The sequence below is a fragment of the Pseudomyxococcus flavus genome, assembly GCF_050038885.1.
GTDB classification, from domain to species: Bacteria; Myxococcota; Myxococcia; order Myxococcales; family Myxococcaceae; genus Myxococcus; species Myxococcus flavus.
Genome location: NZ_CP143624.1, coordinates 5,639,169 through 5,661,463, shown reverse-complemented (window position 1 = coordinate 5,661,463; position 22,295 = coordinate 5,639,169). Strand labels below are relative to the sequence as shown.

The window sequence follows — 22,295 nt, the reverse complement described above, 5'->3', positions numbered from 1 at the left end:
TGGTCGCTGCGTCACGCGCGCGTCGAGGTCGAATAATGAGTAAGCGCGCCACTGAAAGTTAGCGAGGCGAGCAGGCTTCGCGCATCCCTGCGCCACAAAGAGGTCTGAAACCAGCCTCAGGCTCATGGCCACGCCATGTCGATGTGGAGAAGCGGGTCCGCGGGCATCTCCTCCTTCCCAGCGCGTGCCTCGCGGAAGGCTTCGCCCCACACGCCGCCGCCCGGGTCCACGCGCGCCTAGCCGTCCAGCCAGTAGCGACTCTCCGTCTTCACACGCGGGTGGCGCTGCACCCGGCCGACGAGCAGCGACATCTTATCCTCAACGTCAGAGCGTGGCAGCCTCGCGCCGCGCGCCAGCACCGCACTGAGGAAGCCATGGACGCCCTCGCGCGGACAGCCCGCGCATAGGCGAGTGGCTTGTCGCTGACGGCCTTGAGGGGCGGCACCTCCAGTCCTTCCACGGTGAGGACCACGTGCGGAAGGACGACGTGCACGCAGCCCGCCTCGAGATGGTCCGCGAGCGAATCAGCCGCATCACGCCGCTGAGCGGCGCGTGCAGCCCGGGCCGAGGTGATGCCGGATCTCTCCTCAAGGGGCTGAAGCACGGGCCCCGTAGTGCGTGGCATCTCGTCGTCAACCCCAAGGACGGTAGCGTCGAGGACACCATCCGCGTCCGTCACCTCGACGTAGGCGTCCCGGGCACGCCGGGCACTCGCGACGCTCCGCACACGGTACAGCCCCTACTCCGTCACCCGCACCGTGCCCGTGCCGCTGCCCTGGCGGTTGAGGTCCGTCGTCCCACTCAACGGTAATGGGCGTCCGGCAGGAGGGACATCGTGCTCCCGTACCCTCCATGCGCATCCCGAGGAGGCCTCCCGTCGCGCGGCTGGGGGACACCCGGTCCAGCCAACCCCCAGGAAGGAGATACAACGTTTCCATTCCCAGAGTGTATTCGCCCCACTGGCAGCTTGCCGCCTGCCTACTCGCCAGAGGGGAACCACGCAAAGTGTGGGAGAACCACGGAACTCGGCCAAGCCCAGCCCATGCGAAGCGTGGGCAAGTTACGAAAGGGGAGCGAAGCCCACTCCCCGCTCATTGGGTCGTCGCGTCGCGCGCACGTGAACAACTGGCAGGAAGAGATTCATTGGTGACGGGAATCGTGATCCCACTGCGCTGAAGCGTTTTGGCTTCAAGCTCGCCCCTGGTACCGACGTACTTCTTGTCGTAGAGCGTACCGCATACCTCGCGCGCTGTTTCCACGTCGGATAGAGCCTCCTGCTTGAAGAGTCGGTCCGCTGTGTATGCGCAGGTCCGGAGCTGCTGCTCGCGACGAGAGTGCGCCTGGACGAAACGGAGCCCTCGTGCATAGAGATTCAGACGATATTTGAAGTCCGCGAGGTCAAGGGGGCGGTCGCTAGGAACCCGCGAGATTGCTAGCCGCTGGATGCTCACGGCCTGTGAGAAGTCTCCAGCGGCCGCGTGCGCGGCGGCCAGTGTCCCGAGCGAGTAGCGCGTACAGCTTTTTTCGACGGCGACTCGTGCGAGCGAACGGGCCACCGCAGGATCTCTGACCTTCGGATCCGGCGCCGTCGATAGCAGCCATGCGTACTCGTTGAAGGTGGAAGCCACTGGGAAGCGCTGGATGGATTGCTTAAACCGTTCAGCGGCCTTGAAGTAGTTGCCACGATCCTTCCAATTGAAGGCAGTGAGCTTCTGCACGTAGCCAATCGCCTGGCTCCGAGTGAGGGGGGTGGTGATGCTATATTCCTCGGCGCGCAACGTGTCCCAACCAATAGACGCGGTCTTGTTCGTCCACTGAATCCAATTGTGGCCGACGACATCCTCTCCGGCGGGGCGCTCCACCAATTCCAGGGGAAGGCCAATGGCGTCGCCCATGGACATGTAGAGAAAGGCCAGGGTGTCGCAATCGCCGAGGTACACGACAGCACCTCCGTTGGAGGTGTGTTCGGCCAGCCAACGCGCTCTCTCTCCTTGGGTATAGTAGGAGTGCCTCAAAGCCTCCAACTCCACACCGGAGACTTCCACGGGTGAAAGCGCCTGTGAGAGAAGTTCGACGTACCCGTCGGGCGCCACTGTGAAGCCCCGTTCGGCAAGGAGGTCGTGCATCTGCTTTAGGGCGGAAAGGGCCTGTTCGCGACTGGGCTCTCCCGAGGATAGTTGGATTTTTGAACGCGCTGCCTGCTCAAGCTCATCGACAAGCAAGCGCATCGCAGGAGTCACAGTGCCGAGTTCTTCCTCGAGGTCCAGTACCTGATGGGCGAAGGTCCGCACGGCATCCTGTGAAGCAACTACCTTCAGCTCAGGGGCATGGGGAGTTCTGGATTCTCTGACATGGGCGCACCCAGTCTGCCACATCAGGAATGCAATAGAGATAGGGCCGCGCCAAGTAAAGACGTGCATCGTCGGATGGTACTGCAGGGAGGAAGCCCGACGAAAGCCGCCGCGAGGGTAGTGGACATGGGCGTCAATTGGTGTAAAGCTTAGTGCTTTGAGATAGCGGACACCGCCGCTCACGCTGCGCTGTCTCCTGGGTAGCCTTTGAGGGGAGATTGGCGGCCGAAGAAGGAGCAGGCTAGCAGCCGTCGGTCAGGTTGTCGGTCGCTGACGCGGCGTGAGGCATGGGGCACGGCATGTTGTGGCCGAGGCCGCTGAGCCTACCCAGAATCTGGTCGCTGTGTGCGCCATGGTAAGTGAGTACGGCGCGCACAGGGCCGGCGAGTTCTCGTGACGGTGAAGTGAGAATGAAGCATGGGGAGATGTCCTCGGAGCGCACCAAGCTACCGCCGCACGCGGCCAACTCGACAACACCGCCCGCGAGGTTGTGGGCGCTGGACAGACCAGCCGCGATGGGCCACGGGGCCACCTGGGCAGGGCCTCGCCCATCCCAGGTCCCGCGCGCGTCGAGGCCATGCGACTTTCATCTACCCCATGCTTCGCCCGCGAGCCCACGTGGACCGCTGCGCAACGCACGCACTGTGAAGCGGACACCGGCCGATTGAAGCCATGGACGGGAGGTCACCCACCATGCAGTTTGCGGACATTCAATCGGCCCCCGATTGAAGGGGGCCCCCAGTCCCCTCTTTGAAACCTCTGGATATCACTCGGTTTTCGGCCCTCAGAGAGTTTGAGTCCTCTCAGAGAATCGCCGAGAACGAGTTCGCGCAGGGCTTCATTCGGGGAGCTACTTGAAGGGCCCTACCAACTGGTAGGGCCCTTTTTGTTTAACACAGGCCTCGCGATGACATCGCGGGGCCTTCGTGCTTAAGCCCCTGAATTACAAGGGATTTTGGCTCGCGGTGCTGCAGAGGGCGCTCTCGGCTCCCAATCCCGCAGAACGAGATGCCCCCTCTTCTCCGCCGCCGGTTGGCCTCTCTGGAGCGCTCTTTCGCCCGTTTTGGGGAGAGAGAGGCCGAGAGTGGTTAACAGTTTTGTTAACCACCGAGGGCAGCCGACTCTGACAATCCCGGGCTTTCGATTTCGTACCTTCCAGGGTTACGCCATTTCCCTCTTTCAGAATGCCGAATTGGGCCACCTGTTAACCGAGAGAGCGAAACGCGGCTAGCCGCTACTCGGTATTCTCGATTTCGTCGCGCGGCGCAGACTCTCCGAGATGGCTCTCAGAAACTCTTGGCCGAGCCCTCGGCACGGCCCCCCTGCCCCGCCTCTCTGCTCTTGCCCGCGCACCGTGGTGGCTCCGGCTGGCCAAGGAAGGGCGGCCCGAGGATGCGCCCGCGTTCGCCCACTCCTGTGCTGAGCCACCCAGAGGCCCGCGCAGCAGTCCGCCGCGACTGCCCCACGACGGGCCCGCTGGGGCGAGGCTGCGCTTCCGCCTGGCAGGAGCGGGAGCACGTGAACGAACACCGGTCACGTGGGCGGCAACAGCAGCCACTTTCCCCCGACAGCTTGAAGGGCACCGTAGCCCGGCCGTGGGCGCGTTGTCGCAGGGGGCTTCAACCCCCAGCACGGACTCTCCGAGATGAACCTCAGAAGCTCGTGACCAAGCCTGCCGCCAACACAGCCTCTTCCCGGGCTGTCCGCCTCACTCCGCCTGCAGCCGGATAGGTGCCACGTGGATGTAGTCGAACCGTTTCGTGCCGTCCTCCGCGACGGCCGTTTCGACCTCTTCTCTGCTCCTACCTGCCAGACAGGCCCATCGACCGCGCCACATGTACTGCTCGCCGCCGTAGCTCGCATCCCGCCAGTGAAACGAACACCGGATAGCCCCGACTCGGATTCCAGCGATGTCATCTCCCACGCTGACTGACTGCAATCCGTTCACCGCCTCAAACGAGGTGACTTCCGTTATCAAGTAGTCCTTAGTTTTTCCGACGTGCCGTGTCTTGCTGTCTGCGTCCAGCGCAATCGAAGTCACCCATCGATCTGGTTGCTTCGGCAAGTCCGGCGGTCCGGGCTCGCCGCGACTGCACGACGTCGCAAGCGCCGCGACTATTCCAAGAGGGCACACATACAGAACGGCGGCCCGCAGCCATCGGGCTCGGAACTCAGGGTGCAGCGTCGGATGACAATTCATAGCTTGTTAGGTCCATCGAACGCAGAGCGTTGCTTCGGCGGCCATTGTCCCAGCCGTTGCAACTGCGGGGACAAGGTTAGGCAGAGGGGGGTGGCGCGAAGAGGCTCTCCCCTTCGTGCCAAGGCGGACAACCCGCCCTACTCCTCCACGCGGACAACCTGCCCCTGCTGAATGAAGAAGTACCTCGTGTTGAGGACCTTCCCTCCGAAGGCATTCTTTCCCCGGAAGGAGCTCTTCACAATCCAGTAGGCATCGCGGGCAACAGGAGCCGATGTCGCGACGTGCTCGTAGCTGTCCGGGTCATTCATCACCTGCATGAGGTACTGCTTCACCTCCAACACGGAGCCGTCCCAGGCTGAGTTCTCAGGCTTCGGCCCGCGCAACTCCACCATCAGCTTCTGGGCCTCGCGCTGGAGCTGGAGCTTCTCCAGCCCCGGCTGGATGCGCTTCCTTTGTTGAGCGGCCTTAGCCGACAGGGTGTTCCACTCCTTCGACTTTGCGACCTCGAGCCCCTCGAACTCCTTCAGAGTAGCGTCGGCCGCATTCAGCTCCGTCTCCGCCTCCTCCCATTGCTTCGCCTTGGCATGGGCCAGCGCCCGCGCCAGCCCGGCGGAGACCTCCGGCCCCTTGCTCTTGAAGTCCTCCTTGGCGCGCAGCTCCCTCGCATTCGAAAGCGTGGTGTCAAGGACCGGGGCCATGGATCGCCTGAGGTTCGGCCAAGCGGATCGCCTTGCTGAGGCGTCAAGGAGCGGCGATTCGAGTTCGCAGCGCTGACGAGGTCGGGTCGGCCAAGCGGATCCACAGCGGACTACCTGGCGTCGGCAGCCGAGGGCTTGCGCCGCCGGGCAGGGGGCGGATTGCGGTAGCTGTCGCCTTCGATGACGAGGACGTGAGCGTGGTGGAGGAGCCGGTCCATGGCGGCGCTGGCCATGAGCGGGTCGCCGAAGAGGGGCGGCCACTCCTCGATGGAGCGGTTGGAGGTGATGACGGTACTGCGGCGCTCGTAGCGCTGACGGACCACCTCGTAGAGGTCCATCGGCTCGTCCTGAGTCAGGCCGCGCAGGCCGAGGTCATCGATGATGAGCAAGTCGGGCGAGGTGAAGCGCAGGAGGCGCTTGTCGTAGCTGCCGTCGCCCCGGGCGGCGCGCAGTTGCATGAGCATTTCGTGGGCGCCGACGTAGAGGGCGCTGAAGCCGGCGCGGCAGGCGCGGTGGCCGAGGGCCTGGGCCAGGTGGGACTTGCCGACGCCAGTGGGGCCGACGATGAGGACGTTGTCGTGGCGCTCGAGGAAGGAGCAGGTGCCCAACTCCAGCACCTTGGCCTTGGGGACGCTGGCGTTGAAGTGGAAGTCGAAGTCCTCGAGGGTGCGGGCGTGCTCGAAGGAGGCACGACGCACGCGCTGGGAGAGTTGCTTGGAGTCGCGACGCTCCACCTCGTCGCCCAGCAGGCGGTAGAGGAATTCGGAGTGGGAGAGGTTGTCGTCCACGGCCTGCTGGGTGCGCAGTTGGAGGGACTGGAGGACGCCGGACAGGCGCAGCTTCTTGAGCATGGGAATCAGCTCGTCAGTGGGACTCAATTTCGGACTCCTGGTGCACGGCGGGGTGGTGAAGCAGCTCGGCCACGCTGCGTGCGAAGCGCGGCTGAGGGAGGGAAGACGTCGCGGGGGCAGTGAGGGCCAGGGGCAGCGGCTGCAAGTCGAGGCCCTGGCGCAGCAGATTCTTGAGGCCGCCGTAGGAGTAGGTGCCGTAGTAGTGGGCGCGCCGTGCGGCGGCGCGGGCGCGCTCGGGCGGGAAGGCTTCCAGGTGCGTGACGATGGCCTGCACGGCGCGCAGTTGGGAGAGAACTTCGTCGGAGTCGAAGACGGCGCGCACGTAGGTGAGGACGTCCTCGCCCAACCGCGTGGCGCGCTCCTCCCAGTAGCCGCGACTGCGGTGGCGCAAGTCGGCGCGGTGCTGGGGCAGGTGCTCCTCTCGGGTGGCGTAGAGGCCCGTGCCGCGCCGGGCGTGGGTGGCGACGCGGACGTCCTGGGCATACACCTCCAGGCTGGCGTCGGTGACGCGCAGCCACACGTCGCTGCCCACCAGGCGCCAGGGCACCGAATAGAAGCGCCTCTCGAAGAGGACGTGGCTGTCCTGGTGGACGCGCGTGGGCTTCCAGACGACGGGGGTGAAGCGCTTCTCGGGGAGGGGCCGCAGCGCGGGCGCTTCCTCCTCCCGGAAGACGTCCACCGGGCGCTTTCCCGTTGTCCCGTGCCGCCGCACGTTGGCCACTTCGGCCAGCCACTGCTTCAACTCCGCGCGCACCACCTCGACGTCCTGCCCCTGGCGGCCCTTGAAGAAGCTGGACTGGACGTATTTGACGCCCGCCTCCACCTTGCCCTTCTTCTGGGGCGCGTACGGCGGCGTCGGGTCGACTTTGAAGCCGTAGTGCCGCGCCACCTCGCGGTAGCTGCGGTTGAGGGCGGAGGGCACGTCCGGCGTGAAGGCCGCGCGCAGCACGGCGGCCTTCAAATTGTCGGGCACCACCGTCTCCACCACCCCGCCCAACGCCTCGAAGGCCTCCACGTGCAGCCGCAGCCACGTGGGCAGCGACTGCTCGAAGACGACGTCCGCCCAGAGGTAGCGGCTGTGCGCCAGCACCAGCACGAATACCCACGCTTTGCGCAGCGCCTTCTGCCGCGGGCACCAAAGCCTCCCCACGTACCCGAAGTCCACCTGCGCCGCCTCTCCGGGCGCCGTGACGACGGGAATGGCCACCTCCTCGGCCCTCACCCCCTGCGCCTTGCGCACCTGCCACACCAGCCGCTTCACCGCCGAGACGCTCGCCGCGTACCCCTCCACTTCCAGCCTCAGCCTGTCGTGAATGGCCCGCGGCCCCAGCCCCTTCTCCAGCAGTGCCTCCACGCGCCCCTGCAACGCCGCCAGCGACGACGTCTGCTGCGGCGCCACCCGTGAGGGCAGGTGCGTCTGCACCAGCGCCTTGAGGGCCTCCAACTCCGGCACCTCCTCCGGCCGCCCCTCCAGCGCCCCAGCCGCCTTCAGCGCCGTGCGGTACGCCCTCTCCGTATTCGGCCCCATCCCCAGCAGTCGGGCCACTTCGCGCGCACCCGTCCCCATCCGGTGCAGCCGCACCAGCTCTCTCAACCTGTCCATGTCGACTCTCCGGTGACTCATCCGCGCGCTGTCCCTGCCCGCACCGCTCCGGCGGTGCTCATGGGCGCGCGAGGATGCTCGCGTGAGGCCGCCGGGTAAGAATTCACCCGTCAGCGAACCTCGTTTCTTTCAATCCTGACTGCGATCCGCTTGGCCGACCCCGGCGCGATCCGCTTGGCCGGCCTCGCTACGAACAGCTTGGGTGGCCCCGCTGCGATCCATTACCCCGGCCCATGACAGCGTGGACGCCACGTCTGCGTTGCTCGGAACCAGGGCGCTCGCCTTCTCCAGGAGGGCCACGGCCTCCGCAGGCCTCGCTGCGGCCAGCGACTCGCGGCCCTTGGCCAGGTACGACTCGCCGCACCGCGCACGGCTCGTAACAGGGACGTCTCTGAGGTCCCCGAACTTCTCGCAGAGTTCGACAGCTTCCTGCGTAGACGTCGACGCAGGCAGCGCGGCAATGCGCGCGGACAAGTCCTCTTCACGGGCGCGGCTCGCTGCAGCCTTCTGCCGCGCTTCTTCGATGGAGGCCGCCATCGCAGCCTCTTTGCGCGAACTCTCGCTCCCGTTCCCGATGGCGCCGAAGACGACAATGACAGAAGCGAGTGCGCCGATGGCGGCAACGCCTTGGTGGCGGGAGCCCTTCTTTCTGAAAACTGCAATGCACCCTGCGAGGGCACACACTCCCAATACGGCTCCAGGATATCCGAGCCTAATGAGCCAGCCCATCAGGCCCAGCCCGAAGCAGGAGCCAACAAGCAGCGCAGGAACAGAAATCCCCTTCGACGGTGCTGGCTGCGGAGGAGGAGACGAAAGCGGTTGAGGAGGCGAGTCCTGACTCATGCCGGGATGATGGCGCCTTCCCTACTCCCCTCGTCAAGCCGCTACTCCGGCTCTTGGTGAGTCTCTCTCTGAGCGCCGAAGACTTCCTCGAAGAATCGCTCCGTGCCCGCACGTCTCTGTCTCCGCCCGCGGACAGAGACTGTCCAGAAGCCGCTCGTCCACGCCTTCGGGCGCGGCGTGTTCGAAGGCACTGCCGAGCCTCCTTGTCCATACCACCTAGGGGTGAGGCCCGGGCGGCCAGCAGTTCCTCGACGCCCCCTGGAGGGCTAACCTGCTTCAGGGAAGTCCGTTAAGGCTCAGGCCGGCGTGTGAAGGGGTTCGGCCGTAGTGCTCCCAGAAACGTCGTCGTCTGATGCCCCTGAAGACGTCTTCACCCGTGACCTGCATCGTTGCCCCAAGTAAGCTGCGTTCGTGAATCACTGGCGTCCAACCAGGGAGCGGAAATGAAGTGGATTGCGTTCACTGCGGCGGTGCTTGCCATGGCGGCGTGTGGTGGCGGTGATTGTGCTGAGAGCGAGCCCCGGCAGTGCTACGAGCTGGTTCTGAATTCGCGGGAGCGGGGCACCGTGTGCAACACCAGTACGGATTACGAGTTGGCCTGTCTGAGGAAGCAATATGGTGGTGCGTGCCCAGCCGGCTGGCACGACTACCAATGCGTGTACGTTCGGGGCCAAAGAGTCGCCGTCGAGTTTCGGACTAGCTGCATTCAGGGGGGGTGCTACCTCTACGCACTGGACAATCCGACGTGCTGCGACGCGACCAATCCCGGCGGCGTGGAGTCCTGGACCTGCGGCTAGCAGGCTGTTGCAGCTACGGACAGGCCGGGGATAGAGATACCCCGATTTGCTGTGATCACCTTGGCGGCGTGAGCAAGGCGTACCGCTACTAGACTCCCTCAGTGAAGTCGGTGAACTCGCCAGAGCGGTAGACCGGCTGACCCCTCGTGGGAGGCTGGCTCAACCGACTTTGCTGAAGGTGGTTAGCTACTGTCCCCACGACGAGCGGCAGCAGCGCCAGGCCGCGCGGGGAATGCCCAATGCCCAAGCGGGTCCAGAGCGAGTTGAATGGTCAGGTGTTCGATGCCCCTGACTTCCGCTGTGCGCTGCTAACCCTCCTCCGAGAGCGGATCCTGACCGACGCGGAAATGGCGGCCTCCCCGGCCCAGACACAAGAGCAGGAGGGCCTGGCCGCGTGGGCGCGAACCGAGGAGGGCTGGGTCCCCGTCGGTGTGCTGGAGCACCAGGAGCAGCCCCAAACGAATCACGAAATTGCGCTCGACGAATGCCGCCGGCTGGCAGGTACGTACTTCCTGGAGCACTGGGATGAGCGAGAGCGAGCATATGCCGCGCTGGCCGAGCTGCCCATCTGGTGGACGCAGCCGGGCTCTCCCAACTCCGAATCGAGCGGGCTCGTGGGAGTCATGCGCTTCATGGCCGGAGAGGAATGGGGGCGAGGCGCGGCGTAGAGACGGCGTCCGCTACGGCACGAAGCCAGTTGTCCTCACGGTAGGCGGCGAGGACGGTACGGCCCCCCCGTCGCGGAGAAAAGCTGACCACGGGAAGGGCGTAGACGAGAGGGCCCCGGTGAGTGGGCAGCAAGCCCACTGCTTTCACAGCGCGGTGAATGAGCGAGGCCATGCCCAGCAAGAAGAAGTGGCGTATTTGATGCCTTACCCAACCCGGCTGAATACGTCATAGTGCCTGGGTCCACCCAGGGGTTCGGCTAGACAGAGCAACTCATCCAACGGAGCCATCAGTGGGATACATCGAACTCAAGCTGGAGAAGAACAAACCGCCAGTGACGATGACTCTTCCCCAGAAGGTCATCGCAACAAACAGCACCACCTTCCAGCTTGGAACATCCACATGGAAAGGGGGGAACGGCATTGTGTTCGACGCAACCAGATACACAGCGAAGAATGTTCTTGCCGGAACCTGCGCCGTTAAGTTTCTGAGGCAGCTTGACGCTGCGCGGGTAGATAGGTTCAGAAATGAGGTGAGAATACTTGATGAGGTTGGTGGCCAGAAAAATATTGCTGAGTTTTTTGGCCAAGGGGATTTGGAGTTCACTGACAAGAAGGGGCACACTGTTCCTGTGCCATGGATGGGAATGTCCATGGGTGGGAATAATTTTCGAGAAGTCATTCATAAGCTCGGGGTGATTCAGGGAAATGAATTCTGCGACGTTGCACTAGAGATGGCGGGCGCAATTAGCCACCTGCACGAGGCCGGCTTCATTCATCGGGACATTAAGCCGGAGAATTTTGTGCGGAAGGCGCACGGAAAAGGCGCCATGATGATTGACTTTGGAATCGCCAAGCGCGTGGGTGAGAATGTCGCCGGGCGACCCTTGGATAAATTCACACAGATTACAGAGTTTGTGGGTCCCGCCAACTTCTCGTCACCCGAATTGCTTGCATATGCGCGGGACAAGACGCGCTTGGTAGATCATCGCTCCGACATGTTTCAATTCGGAAAGCTCCTTTGGTTCGTTGCGACGGGAGATGTCTCCGCAGGTATTCCTTCGAAAAGGCGAGACCCCTTCGGCGGTGCCTTACATAGCTTGGTTCTCGATCTATTGCAGGACGAACCAGACGAGCGACTGGACGACATGGGAAAAGTTGTGACTCATCTGCAAGGACTTCGAAGGTAGTGCCGTTGCTATAGCCTTAATATCAGAACGCATCTGCGTCGGAGACTAGAGGTGATCTCAGAATTGCCTCAAGAGGATGAGGATGCACCCGAGGTGGAGGAAGCCGAGGAAGCTCTCCACCTTCACCTCGTAGCGCGTCACGAGGCGACGGAAGTTCTGAAGCCAAGCGAAGAGTCGCTCCACCTTCCAGCGTCGTCGGTACCTGCGCAGCTCGCGCCCGTCATGCGTCTTTTCTTCCCAGGAAGCCAAGGGGAGTGTCGATCTCTACCCCCATGGACTTTCTCAGCAACCGGCTAGATTCGCTCCTTCCACTCGTGGCAAACTTCCCCATGTGACTCTTGATGCGCTGCGCAATGCCCTCCACTCAGCAATTCTGACTGGAATCAAGCCTCAAGCTAGGCACGCCCTGCCAGCCATGCTTGACGCGCTCGGAATCCCTCCCGCATTCGACGACCCCAAACTCACGAAGGCAGAATACATTGAGAGTCGGTTCGCACTCGTGACCGACCGCGACCTAGCCCCAATCGCCGGGAATTTTCTAAGGCTGCATGCCAGAACCTTCGTCACGGTGGACTGGTTCGAATTGGAAGAGCTTTGCTGGGTCGCGACACCAACCATCACGATCTCCAAACGCACACGATACCAACTGGCAAAAGCACTTGAGGGGGCAGGTTTATATCTCAGGGCGAGCCCATTTCTCGATCTGGTCCAGCGCCTCTGGGAGCGTGAGACAGTTTTCGGAGGAATCTTCGGCCAAGCGGAAGGTACTCTTTCTGCCCAAGTCCGCCAGCATATCATCCGCAACCCCAACGTAACCGTCCGGTAGACGTCGTGCCGGGAGGTTTGACGACGGACGAGGACCGTGTTCGGCGAGCGCCGCGATGAGCGAGGTATTCAGGGACTGGACTGGAGGGGCTCGGGCGGGTCGGCGGCGCGTCGCCGTTTCCACTCGTGGGGCAGCAGCTCACCGATGCGCGAGTTGGGGTGCGACTGCACGCGGAGCAAGACGTCCGCGAGGTACGCCTCGGGGTTGACGCCATTGGCCTCGCAGGTGGCCACCAGCGCGTAGAGGCCCGCGAGGTTTTCGCCCGCGGCTTCGTGGCCGACAAAAAGAAAGTTTTTACGGCCCAGGGCCGCTTTCCTCAGTGCCGCCTCCGAGCGGTTGTTGTCGAGGTGCGTGTTCCGGGGCATGCCGAGCACCGATTCCGGGCCAAGCCGAGCAGCGTAAGCGTCCGGCCAACGACGTGGTGAGGGACGTTGAGTGAGGAGTCGGCGCCGTGGACGCTGGCGTGCATGTCGAAGCCGGTGGAGAAGCAGGAGTGGTTCCGGGTCGCTGAAGCCTTCGAGGCGAGCGGGCTGACGCAGCAGGAGTTCGCGTCGCAGCGAGGGCTGCGGCTGAGCACGCTTCAGTCGTGGGTGTACCGGCGGAGGCGCCAGCTGGCTAAGAAGACGGAGCCGGTGCGCCTGCTGCCGGTGGAGGTAGCTGGCGTGGCACAGCCGCGCACGGCGCTGCTCGAGGTGGCGCTGGCCAGCGGAGCGCGCCTGCGATTCGCCTCGGGCACCGACGTCGACTACGTGGCCCGGCTCGTCACTGCGCTGGGGCGGTGAGGCGTGTTCGCCCTCCCAGCCTCGGTGCGCGTAGTGCTGGCCACGGCGCCAGTGGACATGCGCAAGTCGATAGACGGCCTCATGGCGCTGGTGCGCGCTGAGTGGGGCGAGGACGTCTACTCAGGGCACCTCTTCGCCTTCGTCTCGCGCAAGGGCGACAGAGTCAAAGTGCTGACGTGGAGCCGGGGCGGCTTCGTGCTGCTGTACAAGCGGTTGGAGACGGGGCGCTTCCGGCTGCCGCCAGTGGACGCGGGCGCTCAGGTGGTGCACCTGGACGCCACGCAGTTGGCCATGCTGCTGGACGGCATTGACGTGGCCCAGGTGCGGCGCCAGCCCGCCTGGACGCCTCCCGGGCGCACGGGCACCTGACGGGCCCGGCTCGGGACGCAGCGCGGCGGCAGCGTGTTGAGGCTGCGTGCCGCGCGAGCTCCCTCAAGACCACTTCTGCCCCTGGCGCGAGGAAGCCGAGGAGCTCAAGGCCGAGGTGAGCCGCATCGGCGGAGAGGTAGACGCGCTCAAGGGGCAGCTAGCGGCCCTGCAGCGCCACGTCTTCGGCCGCAGGGCGGAGAAATTGCCCACGGTAGCCGCTGAGCTGCGAGGGGACGCGGACTCGACGGCGGCGCGGGCCGAGGCCGCGATGAAGAAGCGCCAGGAGAGGGCGGCCCGGAAAGCCGAGCAGGCGCCTGCGCGGGAGATTCGTCACGCGGTGCCAGCCGAGGAGCGCCACTGCCCTGCTTGCGGCGGCGAGGACCTGAAGCCGCTGGGCAAGGGGCGTGCCTCGGTGCTGTACGAGTATGTGCCCGCGCGTTTCGAGAAGCAGGTGCACGTGCAGGAGGTGCTGGCGTGCACGTGCGGCCGGGGCGTCGTCACCGCGCCGCCTCCGGCCCGGGTGGTGGACAGGGGCGAGTACGGCCCCGGCTTCCTGGCGCACGTGGTGACGTCGAAGTGCGCCGATGCCATGCCGCTGCACCGGCTGGCCCAAAGAGTCGAGAGAAGCGGCGTACCCATGAGCCGCAGCACCCTGACGGACCTCTTCCACCAGGCCGCCTCGGTGCTGCTGCCTCTCTCCCAGCACCTCTTGCAATGCATTGCGTCCGCGGACGTGGTGTGGGCGGACGAGACGCCGCTGCGCGTGCTGGACGTGAAGAAGACGCGGCTGGGCTACCTCTGGACTTTCCTCACCCAGAATGAGGAAGGCCAGTGGCTCATCGGCTACCGCTTCAGCATGGGGCGCGCCAGCAAGACGCCGAAGGAAGTCCTGGGCGGCACCGCGGGCGCCCTCGTGGTGGACGCATACACCGGCTACAACGCGGTAACGCTGCCCCAGGGCCGAGTCCGTGTCGGGTGCTGGGCCCACGTGCGTCGCCGCTTCTTCGACGCGCTGGCCACCGCCCCCGAGGCGCGTGAGGCCCTGGACTTCATCCTCGAGCTCTACCGGGTGGAAGCCCAGGTGCGTGAGGCTGACGTGGTGCGCACCGCGGCCCATCGCGAACTGCGCCAGTTACACAGCGCCCCCGTCCTCGCCAGGCTGCGCACCTGGCTCGAAGTCCAGGCGCCGCGTCACCCGCCCAAGAGTCCACTGGGCCAAGCCATTTCCTACGCGCTGAAGCAGTGGGAGGCCCTCACCCGCTTCATCGAGAATGAGCGCCTGCCCCTCGACAACAACCGCTCGGAGGCGGCGCTAAGAAAGGCGGCCCTGGGCCGTAAGAACTTTCTTTTTGTCGGCCACGAAACCGCGGGCGAAAACCTCGCGGGCCTCTACGCGCTGGTGGCCACCTGCGAGGCCAATGGCGTCAACCCCGAGGCGTACCTCGCGGACGTCTTGCTCCGCGTGCAGTCGCACCCCAACTCGCGCATCAGTGAGCTGCTGCCCCACGAGTGGAAACGGCGACGCGCCGCCGACCCGCCCGACTCACTCGTCCAGTCCCACGCCTGAACAGCCCGCTCATCGCGGCGCCGCCGAACACGGTCCGCGTCCGCCCGCAACCCCTCGCGCCACGTCACTGGCCGGACGGTTACCGAGCAGCGATTCCGGACCAAGGTGAGCAGCCGTTCCGGGCATGCCGAGCAGCGATTCCGGGGATGCCGAGCAGGCATTCCGGGCAAGGCGAGCACCGGTTCCGGTGATGCCGAGCACCCGAGGTGAGCGGGGTGCGAGGCGGACAGGAGCGTTGACGGCGCTGGGCAGCAGCGGGCCACTCCGCCCTCCCTTTTGGAGGTGGAGATGGCGGCACAGAGGCTGTCCATGCGGAAGCTCAGAGAGTTGTTCCGGTTGAGGTACGAGGCGAAGCTGACGACGCGGTCGATTGCTACCAGCCTGGGCATCGGCAACGGCACGGTGTGCGACTACCTGGGGCGGGCTCGGGCCGCGAAGCTGACGTGGCCGCTGCCTCCGGAGCTGGACGATGACGAGGCGCTGACGGCGCTGCTGTTCCCCGAGGACGCGAAGGCGCTGGCGGAGCGGCCGGAACCGGACTGGGCGCACGTGCACGCGGAGCTGAAGAAGAAGGGCGTCACCAAGCAGCTGCTCTGGCAGGAGTACCTGCAGGCGCACCCGGGCGGCTACCAGTACAGCCGCTTCTGCGAGAGGTATGGACGGTGGCTGGCCACTGCCAGCGTCACCCTGCGCCAGGAGCACCGCGCCGGAGAGAAGTGCCTCGTGGACTTCAGCGGCGATGGGGTGGCGGTGAGGGACGCCGTCACCGGGGAGGAGCGCGTGGCGAAGCTCTTCGTGGCGGTGCTGGGTGCCAGCAACCTCACCTACGTGGAGCCGGTCTTCAGCGAGGACGTGGCCACGTGGGTGGGCTGCCACGTGAGGGCCTTCGAGTTCTTCGGAGGCGTCAGCCAGCTGGTGGTGCCCGACAACCTCAAGGCTGGCGTCACCCGGGCGCACCGGTACGAGCCGGACCTCAATCCCACGTACGCGGACCTGGCCCGGCACTACGGCTTCGCGATTGTGCCCGCGCGCCCGCGAAAGCCTCGGGACAAGGCCAAGGTGGAGGCGGCGGTGCTGCTGGCCGAGCGGTGGATTCTGGCGGCCCTGCGCCACCGACGCTTCACCTCGCTGGCTGAGGTGCACGAGGCCGTCCGGCCCCTCTTGGAGAAGCTCAACGCGCGGCCCCTGCGCAAGCTGGGCATCAGTCGCCGCGAGCTCTTCGAGCAGGTGGAGCGCGCCACGCTCAAGCCCCTACCGGCGCGGTCCTACCAGCTGGCCTTCTGGAAGAAGGCGCGGGTGAACATCGACTACCACGTCGAGCTGGACGGCCACTGGTACAGCGTGCCGTACACGCTGGTCGGCAAGCCGGTGGAGATGCGCCACACGGAGTCGTGCGTCGAGGTCTTCCTCGCCGGACGTCGCGTGGCCAGTCACGTGCGCAGCCTGGAGAAGGGGCGCTTCACCACGCAGCCCGAGCACATGCCCGCCTCCCACCGGCAGCATGCCGAGTGGACGCCCTCGCGCCTCATCCGCTGGGCCGAAGGCGTGGGCCCCTCGTGCGCGAAGCTGGTGGAGGAGCTCATGACGAAGCGGCCCCACCCACAGCAGGGCTTCCGCTCGGCGCTGGGCGTGCTGCGCCTGGCCGACGAGAAGAAGTACGGCAAGGCCCGCGTGGAGAAGGCGTGCGCCCGGGCACTTCGCCACCGCGCCGTCAGCTACAAGTCCATCGTCGCCATCCTCCAGCACCACCTCGAGGACGCCGACGAGAAGACGGCCGACAAGGGCCCGCTGCCCGAGCACGAGAACGTGCGCGGCGCCCACTACTACCACTGACTGCACGCACGGCTTGAAGGCCGTGCGCGGACATGGCCCGTCGATGCTGGCTCGAGTCTCCCAGCATCGGCGGTGGCCTGCGCGCGCCCTCTTGGGCGCGCTCCGGCCGGACACCGAGACCGACGGAGAGGAAGAAATGCTGGTGGACCAGACGCTGGAGAAGCTCGACGCGATGAAGCTGCACGGCATGGCCAACTACCTGCGTAGCTGGGTGGAGAGGCCGGCCGATAAGACGCTGAGTGCCACGGACCTGGTGGGCCTGTTGGCGGACGCGGAGTGGATGTACCGGGAGAACAAGAAGCTCACTGCGCGCCTGCAGCACGCGAAGCTGCGCCAGCAGGCATGCCTGGAGGACATCGACTACGCCCACGCCCGCGGCCTGACGAAGCCCCAGGTGCTGGAGCTGTCCACCTCGAAGTGGGTGGCCGACAAGCAGAATGTGCTGCTGACCGGGCCCACCGGCGTGGGCAAGAGCTTCCTGGCGTGCGCCCTGGGGCAGAAGGCGTGCCGCGACGGCTACAGCGTCGTGTACCGGCGCGCCTCCCGCCTCTTCGACGAACTGGCCCAGGCTCGCGCTGACGGTACGCATCCGCATGCGCTCAAGCGGCTGGCCAAGGCGCAGGTGCTCATCCTCGATGACTTCGGCCTGGAGCCGCTCGGCGCCGCCGAGCGCAAGGAACTGCTCGAAGTCTTGGAGGACCGCTACCAGCAGTCCTCGACGGTGGTGACTTCCCAGCTCGAACCGAAGGACTGGCACGCGGTCATCGGTGACGCGACGCTGGCCGACGCCATCCTCGACCGGCTGGTCCACAACGCTCACCGCCTGCGCCTGGCAGGCGAGTCCATCCGCAAGGCGGACGCGAATTTGACGAAGGGGCGCAAGCAAGCGAAGTGATGGGACGTCCCAGCGTCGCTGACGCTCCGACTGCTCGCCATGGCCGGAACGGCTGCTCGGCTTGAGCCGGAACGGGTGCTCACCATCGCCGGAATACGCACCTGGCGCACGTCGCGCTGACAATCTCAATGGATTCGACGAGCCACACGGACCACGTGCAGCCATGCAGACCGAATACTTCATGCTCATGGGTGATTCGTTCAACCAATCGACGACGCACGAAGGGCCGCCCCTCGCCAGGCGCCTCGGAACCTGTCAACGCGGATGAGACAGCGAGTTCGTGAAATTACTGCGCAGCCTCCTGAGCGGTAGAGAGCCGCGCGGGGTCGTTAATCCAGACGGCGTTCGGCACCCCCCGCGGCTTGGGTGCGCCGCGCGGGAAGCGCTCGGGATGAGCGGCGTAGGCCGCAGCGAGCACGGGGGCTCGGGCCTCGAGACGCGCATCAGCCAGGCCGTGGTGCACGTCGTGGGGCGTCAGCAGTCCAAGGGCGGCGTGGTGATGCTCCTCGTTGTACCAGCCGAAGAAGTCGCCGCAGAAGCCACGGGCGCCTTGGAGGCAGCCGAAGCGCTGGGGGAAGTCCGGCCGGTACTTCATCGTCTTGAAGTGGGCCTCGCTGAAGGGGTTGTCGTTGGAGACATGAGGCCGGGAGTGCGTCTTCGTCACGCCCAGGTCCGCCATCAGCAGGGCCACCGGCTTGGAGGTCATCGAGGAGCCTCGGTCGGCGTGAATCGTCAGCTGGCCGGGTGCCACGCCCTGGCGCTCGCACGTTAGCGCCAGCAGCTTCTGGGCCAGGGTGGCCGACTCGCGGTGTGCCACCATCCACCCGACGACATAGCGGCTGAAGACGTCCAAGACGACGTAGAGGTAGAAGTACGTCCACTTCGCCGGGCCGTGCAGCTTCGTGATGTCCCAGCTCCAGAGCTCGTTGGGCTTCGTCGCGTGCAGTTGGGGCACCGGGTGACTGGGGTGGCGCAGCTGATTGCGGCGCTCGCGCACCTCGTGGTTCTCGGCCAGCACCCGGTACATGGTGCGCTCGGAGCACAGGTAGCGCCCCTCATCGAGCAGCTGCGCGTAGACTTCCGCTGGCGCTGGATCCTGGAATCTCGGCTCATGCAGCGCCGCGAGCACCTCGGCCCGCTGCTCGGGGGCCAGCGCCCGCGGTGAGCGGCTTCTGCGCACCGGTCCGTGCTTGGGCCGTGCTCGTCGGTAGAAGGTAGCGCGCGGCACGCCCAGCGCCTGGCACACCGGCGCCGCTCCCAGCTCGCTCACCGCTTCCAGAGCCACGCGCATCAGGGCTCCTCGTCGGGCTTGGGCAGCTCCACGCCCAGGATTTCCGAAACTTTTTTGGAGGTCCAGCAGGGCCTCGGCGCGCTTGAGCCGCACCTGGGCCTGGGCCAGCTGCTTCTCCAGCTCAGCAACGCGCCGGGTGCTCGCATCGGGCACCTTCGCCGGCGGGCCGCGCTTCTTCGGACTGCGGGCCGACAGCTCTCTCGCATCGCGCTGGCGCCGCCACGCGCTCAGCAGCGATGAGTACAACCCTTCGCGGCGCAGCAGCGCCCCGACCTCTCCGGGGTGCGTGCAGCGGTCTGCCTCCGCCAGCACTCGCAGCTTGTACTCCGCAGTGAAGCCTCGTCGCCTGGCCTTCTCCTCCACCTCGGTCTCCCGGACCCGAGCCTCTTCCACCGGATTCATCGTCCCTGCCTGGGTCGCCCTGCACACTAAACTGCCGGATACGGGCTGACTCACTCACGTTGGCAGAGAGGGAACGCGTCCGCCTGGTCTTGAGCGCGGCGGGCGAGCACGGCCTGACCGCCCTCAGGATTCTCACCACGCCCAGCGCAAAGTGGGCGGACACATCAGCCTCCGTCACTGACGTGTCATTGACACGGGATTCCCCTGGCACCCGGAGACTGGCATCACCGCAAGGAGTTGAAATGACTGGAGCCGTTCTTCCGCAAGCCTTGGCGCGAACATTGCCTTCGCCGGCGCATCCATCCACGGCACCTCGAATCAACCTCAGAGTTCCCTGTGCAAAACAAAACCTGGACCGACGCCGCCCTCCTCGAGCATCTTCAGAAAGCCGTCTGCATTGAGGTTCGGACACATCCACCTCTGCTGTCCCGCGCGAGTTCCCGGGGCCGCTGACAGGTGGCGGAGGCGAGCGCCAGGCCTAACTGTGCGCCCTGCCCGCTTGGGGGAGAGCCGCGGGTCGAGGTGTCGCGCTGACGACTTTCCCCTGGCCTCCCAGTCCGCGTTTCCCGGGGAGCGCCCGGGCGTTTTGCCTGTTGGTGTTTTTTCGACACACATGAATAGAAGCGAACAGTCTTTCAACCAAGTAACACAGAGGGGGTTGCGTGCTCATGCGGATGAAGGCCGGTCTGGCCCTGGCGGCTGCGGTCAGCAGTTTGATGATGGGGTGTGTGGAGGAGTCCTCTCGGGACTGGGCTCCAGAAGGGCTCGCGAACAAGGACGATGCGCGCGTGCACGGACTGAGCAAGGCGACCAGTCGGGGCCGCGAGTTCTGGCTGGCCTTCCCGGGGAACTACCAGGCCACTGCGGTGCTGACGTTGTTCATCGCCAGTGATACGGCGACGACGGGGCAGGTTCGCGTTCCGGGGCAGGGGCTGTCCTTCGACTTCTCGGTGACGCCGGGGCAGGTGACGGCGGTGGCGCTGCCCTCCTCGGTGGCACAGGTGGCCGTGGATGGCGTGGAGTCCAAGGGCATCCACGTCACCGCGGGCGCGGACATCTCCGTGTATGGGCTCAACCGGCTCCTGCAAACGACGGATGCGTTCCTGGGCCTGCCCACCGCGAGCCTGGGCACGGACTACGTGGTGCAGGCATATCCGAACGTCAACGTCCTCAATGGCTCGCAGTTCTCCGTCGTGGCCACGGAGGACGCGACAGAGGTGACCATCACCCCCGCGAGTGTGGTGGGCAACCACGCCGCGGGAGTGCCCTTCCACGTGGCGCTGAACAAGGGGCAGGCGTACCAGCTTCGCAACACGGGGGCCGCGCCCTCGGACGTCTCCGGCACGCTCGTTCATGCCACGCGGCCGGTGGCCGTCTTCGGCGGGCATCAGTGCGCCAACATCCCGGATGGCACCACAATCGCCTGTGACTACCTGGTGGAGCAGCTCCCCCCGACCTCGACGTGGGGGCGGCGCTTCGTGACCGTGCCGCTGGCCACACGCCTCGGCGGGGACACCTTCCGCTTCGCGGCCGCCAGGGACGGCACGCAGGTGAGCCTCAACGGCGCGGTGGTGGCGCAACTCCAGCGCGGCCAGGTGTTCCAGACGAACATCCAGGGCCCGGCGAGCATCACCGCCAACGAGCCCATCCTCGTGACGCAGTACTCCAATGGCTCGGGCTTCGATGGCATCCCGTCCGACCCGTTCATGATGTTGGTGCCGCCCTTCGAGCAATTCGCCGCCCAGTACACCGTCACCACTCCGAGCTCGGGGTTCCGCAGCAACTTCGCCAACATCGTGGTCCCCAACGACGTCGTGGCCGAGGTGATGTTGGACGGGGCGCTCATCCCGGCGAGCCAGTTCCAGGCCATCGGGGCCAGCGGCTTCTCGGGGGTCCAGCTCCCCGTCGCGCTGGGGGCGCACCGCCTGTCCGCGCCGCAGCCCTTCGGCGTCATGCTCTATGGGTTCGATGCCTACGACTCCTATGGCTACCCGGGAGGAATGGCCCTGGCGCCCGTGGCGGAGGTGAGCACGCTCACGCTGTCGCCCAGAGAGGGCGTCGCCGTCGTGGGGGACCTCTACTGCGTGACGGCCACGGTCCGGGACGCCGCGGACCGGCCGCTCGCGGGCGTGCGAGTGGATTTCGCTTCGTCCGGAGTGAACTCCGCCTTGGCCTCCGTGAACACCACCGCCGACGGGCAGGCCGAGTTCTGCTTCGAGGGCACCGCACCCGGCGAGGATGCGGTGACCGCGAGCATCGGCTCGGTGACCGACCAGGTGCTGGTGACCTGGACGAAGCCCAACGCCCCGCCCATCGTGGACACGGGGCCCGACCTGGAGGGTATGGCCTCCCAGCAGTTGACGCTGCAGGGCTCGGCCTCGGACCCGGATGGTGACCCGCTCACCTATGCCTGGAGCTATGTGGCGCCCCCGGGCGTGCACTGCACCTTCGGGTCGCCTTCAGCCCCGGTCTCGAGCATCCAGTGTGACGGGGCCGGCACCGTCACCGTGTCGCTGACCGCCAATGACGGCACCGCGACCGCCACCGACAGCGCTCAGGTGGTGCTCGGCTGGGCGTCAGAGCTCACGATGTGCGGCCTGCCCCGCTACACGAACGGGACCTCTATCAAGGCGTGCGGCTGGGCCACCGCGGGCGGCAGCAGCACGGGCATCGTCTCCGCGTACTTCACCGTGGATGGCGGCGCGCCCATCCCCGTCATGCCCGACGCGGGCGGCGGCTTCGTCTCCACCCAGCTTCACCTCACGGAGGGGACGCACGTGGTCCGACTGAGCGTCGTGGACGCGCTGGGGCACGTGACGTGGCGCGAGCAGACGGTGTCCGCGGACTTCACGCCGCCGGTGCTCGTCATCCTGTCGCCCACCGAGCAGGAGACCAATCCCGACCCGGTCGTCTCGATGGTCATCCAGCAGCAGGACGCCAGCCCCGCCACGGTGGTGACCCAGGGGATCGTGATGGAGGACGTGCCCGCGGGCAGCAACGTGCTGCGGCACACGGTGAACCTGGTGCACCGCGACTGGTCGCTCGTCCACGTCCGGGCCACGGACGCCGCGGGCAACACGACCGAGGTGGTGGCGCGCGTATACGTGGCGCCCTGAGCGCGGCGCGCCCCAG

Annotated in this window: 16 protein-coding genes and 2 pseudogenes; 9 read left to right on the top strand and 9 right to left on the bottom strand. The window is 66.0% G+C overall.

The genetic code is table 11. The annotated features are described in order from the left end of the window. Positions 1-1,091 precede the first annotated feature (1,091 nt). From VZL07_RS23600 to VZL07_RS23575, 6 genes are all read right to left on the bottom strand, one after another. The gene (locus tag VZL07_RS23600) at positions 1,092-2,534 is read right to left on the bottom strand and encodes a hypothetical protein (protein WP_426749864.1); all 1,443 of its coding nucleotides are present in this window, start codon (positions 2,532-2,534) and stop codon (positions 1,092-1,094) included. A gap of 1,525 nt (positions 2,535-4,059) precedes the next feature. Further along, a complete protein-coding gene (locus tag VZL07_RS23595; RefSeq protein ID WP_426749863.1) occupies positions 4,060-4,392 on the bottom strand; it encodes a hypothetical protein in 333 nt (110 codons plus the stop codon). Positions 4,393-4,688: 296 nt separating this feature from the next. Then, positions 4,689-5,249 carry a hypothetical protein gene (locus VZL07_RS23590; protein ID WP_426749862.1) on the bottom strand — a complete coding sequence of 187 codons (561 nt, stop codon included), beginning with the start codon at positions 5,247-5,249 and terminating at the stop codon, positions 4,689-4,691. Between the two features lie 110 nt (positions 5,250-5,359). Continuing rightward, complete coding sequence (istB, locus tag VZL07_RS23585; RefSeq protein WP_426749861.1) at positions 5,360-6,127, bottom strand: IS21-like element helper ATPase IstB; 768 nt, start codon at positions 6,125-6,127, stop codon at positions 5,360-5,362. Next, positions 6,114-7,703, bottom strand: a complete 1,590-nt coding sequence (istA, locus tag VZL07_RS23580; RefSeq protein ID WP_426749860.1) for an IS21 family transposase — start codon at positions 7,701-7,703, stop codon at positions 6,114-6,116. Before istA (VZL07_RS23580) ends, istB (VZL07_RS23585) begins: the two co-directional genes overlap by 14 nt. A gap of 129 nt (positions 7,704-7,832) precedes the next feature. Then, positions 7,833-8,240 (bottom strand): hypothetical protein, encoded by a 408-nt coding sequence (locus VZL07_RS23575; protein ID WP_426749859.1) that lies wholly within the window; start codon positions 8,238-8,240, stop codon positions 7,833-7,835. Positions 8,241-9,582: 1,342 nt separating this feature from the next. Between VZL07_RS23575 and VZL07_RS23570 the strand changes: the two genes are divergently transcribed. Both VZL07_RS23570 and VZL07_RS23565 read left to right on the top strand, forming a co-directional pair. Then, entirely contained in the window at positions 9,583-10,011 is a 429-nt protein-coding gene (locus tag VZL07_RS23570; RefSeq protein WP_426749858.1) for a hypothetical protein, read from the top strand. 290 nt (positions 10,012-10,301) lie between these two features. Continuing rightward, positions 10,302-11,198: a serine/threonine protein kinase gene (locus tag VZL07_RS23565; protein ID WP_426749857.1), complete on the top strand. Its 897-nt coding sequence runs from the start codon at positions 10,302-10,304 to the stop codon at positions 11,196-11,198. Between the two features lie 57 nt (positions 11,199-11,255). Here the strand turns inward: VZL07_RS23565 and VZL07_RS23560 are convergent. Further along, a pseudogene (locus VZL07_RS23560) lies at positions 11,256-11,432 on the bottom strand (transposase); the annotation flags it as partial. Positions 11,433-11,613: 181 nt separating this feature from the next. Between VZL07_RS23560 and VZL07_RS23555 the strand changes: the two are divergent. After that, a complete protein-coding gene (locus tag VZL07_RS23555; protein WP_426749856.1) occupies positions 11,614-12,024 on the top strand; it encodes a hypothetical protein in 411 nt (136 codons plus the stop codon). Positions 12,025-12,092: 68 nt separating this feature from the next. Here the strand turns inward: VZL07_RS23555 and VZL07_RS23550 are convergent. Next, positions 12,093-12,443, bottom strand: a pseudogene (locus VZL07_RS23550) (transposase domain-containing protein); the annotation flags it as partial. Positions 12,444-12,455: 12 nt separating this feature from the next. On the opposite strand from VZL07_RS23550, the gene tnpA reads away from it, so the two are divergent. The 5 genes from tnpA to istB (VZL07_RS23525) all read left to right on the top strand — a co-directional run bounded on the left by tnpA (position 12,456) and on the right by istB (VZL07_RS23525) (position 17,470). After that, entirely contained in the window at positions 12,456-12,806 is a 351-nt protein-coding gene (gene tnpA, locus VZL07_RS23545; protein WP_426749855.1) for an IS66 family insertion sequence element accessory protein TnpA, read from the top strand. Positions 12,807-12,809: 3 nt separating this feature from the next. Beyond that, the gene (gene tnpB / locus VZL07_RS23540; protein WP_176416745.1) at positions 12,810-13,175 is read left to right on the top strand and encodes an IS66 family insertion sequence element accessory protein TnpB; all 366 of its coding nucleotides are present in this window, start codon (positions 12,810-12,812) and stop codon (positions 13,173-13,175) included. Positions 13,176-13,221: 46 nt separating this feature from the next. After that, a complete protein-coding gene (gene tnpC, locus VZL07_RS23535; RefSeq protein ID WP_426749854.1) occupies positions 13,222-14,742 on the top strand; it encodes an IS66 family transposase in 1,521 nt (506 codons plus the stop codon). A gap of 309 nt (positions 14,743-15,051) precedes the next feature. After that, positions 15,052-16,575 carry an IS21 family transposase gene (gene istA / locus VZL07_RS23530; protein ID WP_426749853.1) on the top strand — a complete coding sequence of 508 codons (1,524 nt, stop codon included), beginning with the start codon at positions 15,052-15,054 and terminating at the stop codon, positions 16,573-16,575. Between the two features lie 136 nt (positions 16,576-16,711). Beyond that, entirely contained in the window at positions 16,712-17,470 is a 759-nt protein-coding gene (gene istB, locus VZL07_RS23525; protein WP_426749852.1) for an IS21-like element helper ATPase IstB, read from the top strand. A gap of 286 nt (positions 17,471-17,756) precedes the next feature. Here istB (VZL07_RS23525) and VZL07_RS23520 read toward each other — a convergent pair whose 3' ends face one another. Continuing rightward, positions 17,757-19,163: an IS3 family transposase gene (locus VZL07_RS23520; RefSeq protein ID WP_426749851.1), complete on the bottom strand. Its 1,407-nt coding sequence runs from the start codon at positions 19,161-19,163 to the stop codon at positions 17,757-17,759. A 668-nt stretch (positions 19,164-19,831) separates the two neighbouring features. Between VZL07_RS23520 and VZL07_RS23515 the strand changes: the two genes are divergently transcribed. Beyond that, the gene (locus VZL07_RS23515; protein ID WP_426749850.1) at positions 19,832-22,279 is read left to right on the top strand and encodes an Ig-like domain-containing protein; all 2,448 of its coding nucleotides are present in this window, start codon (positions 19,832-19,834) and stop codon (positions 22,277-22,279) included. The last annotated feature ends 16 nt before the right edge of the window (positions 22,280-22,295 follow it).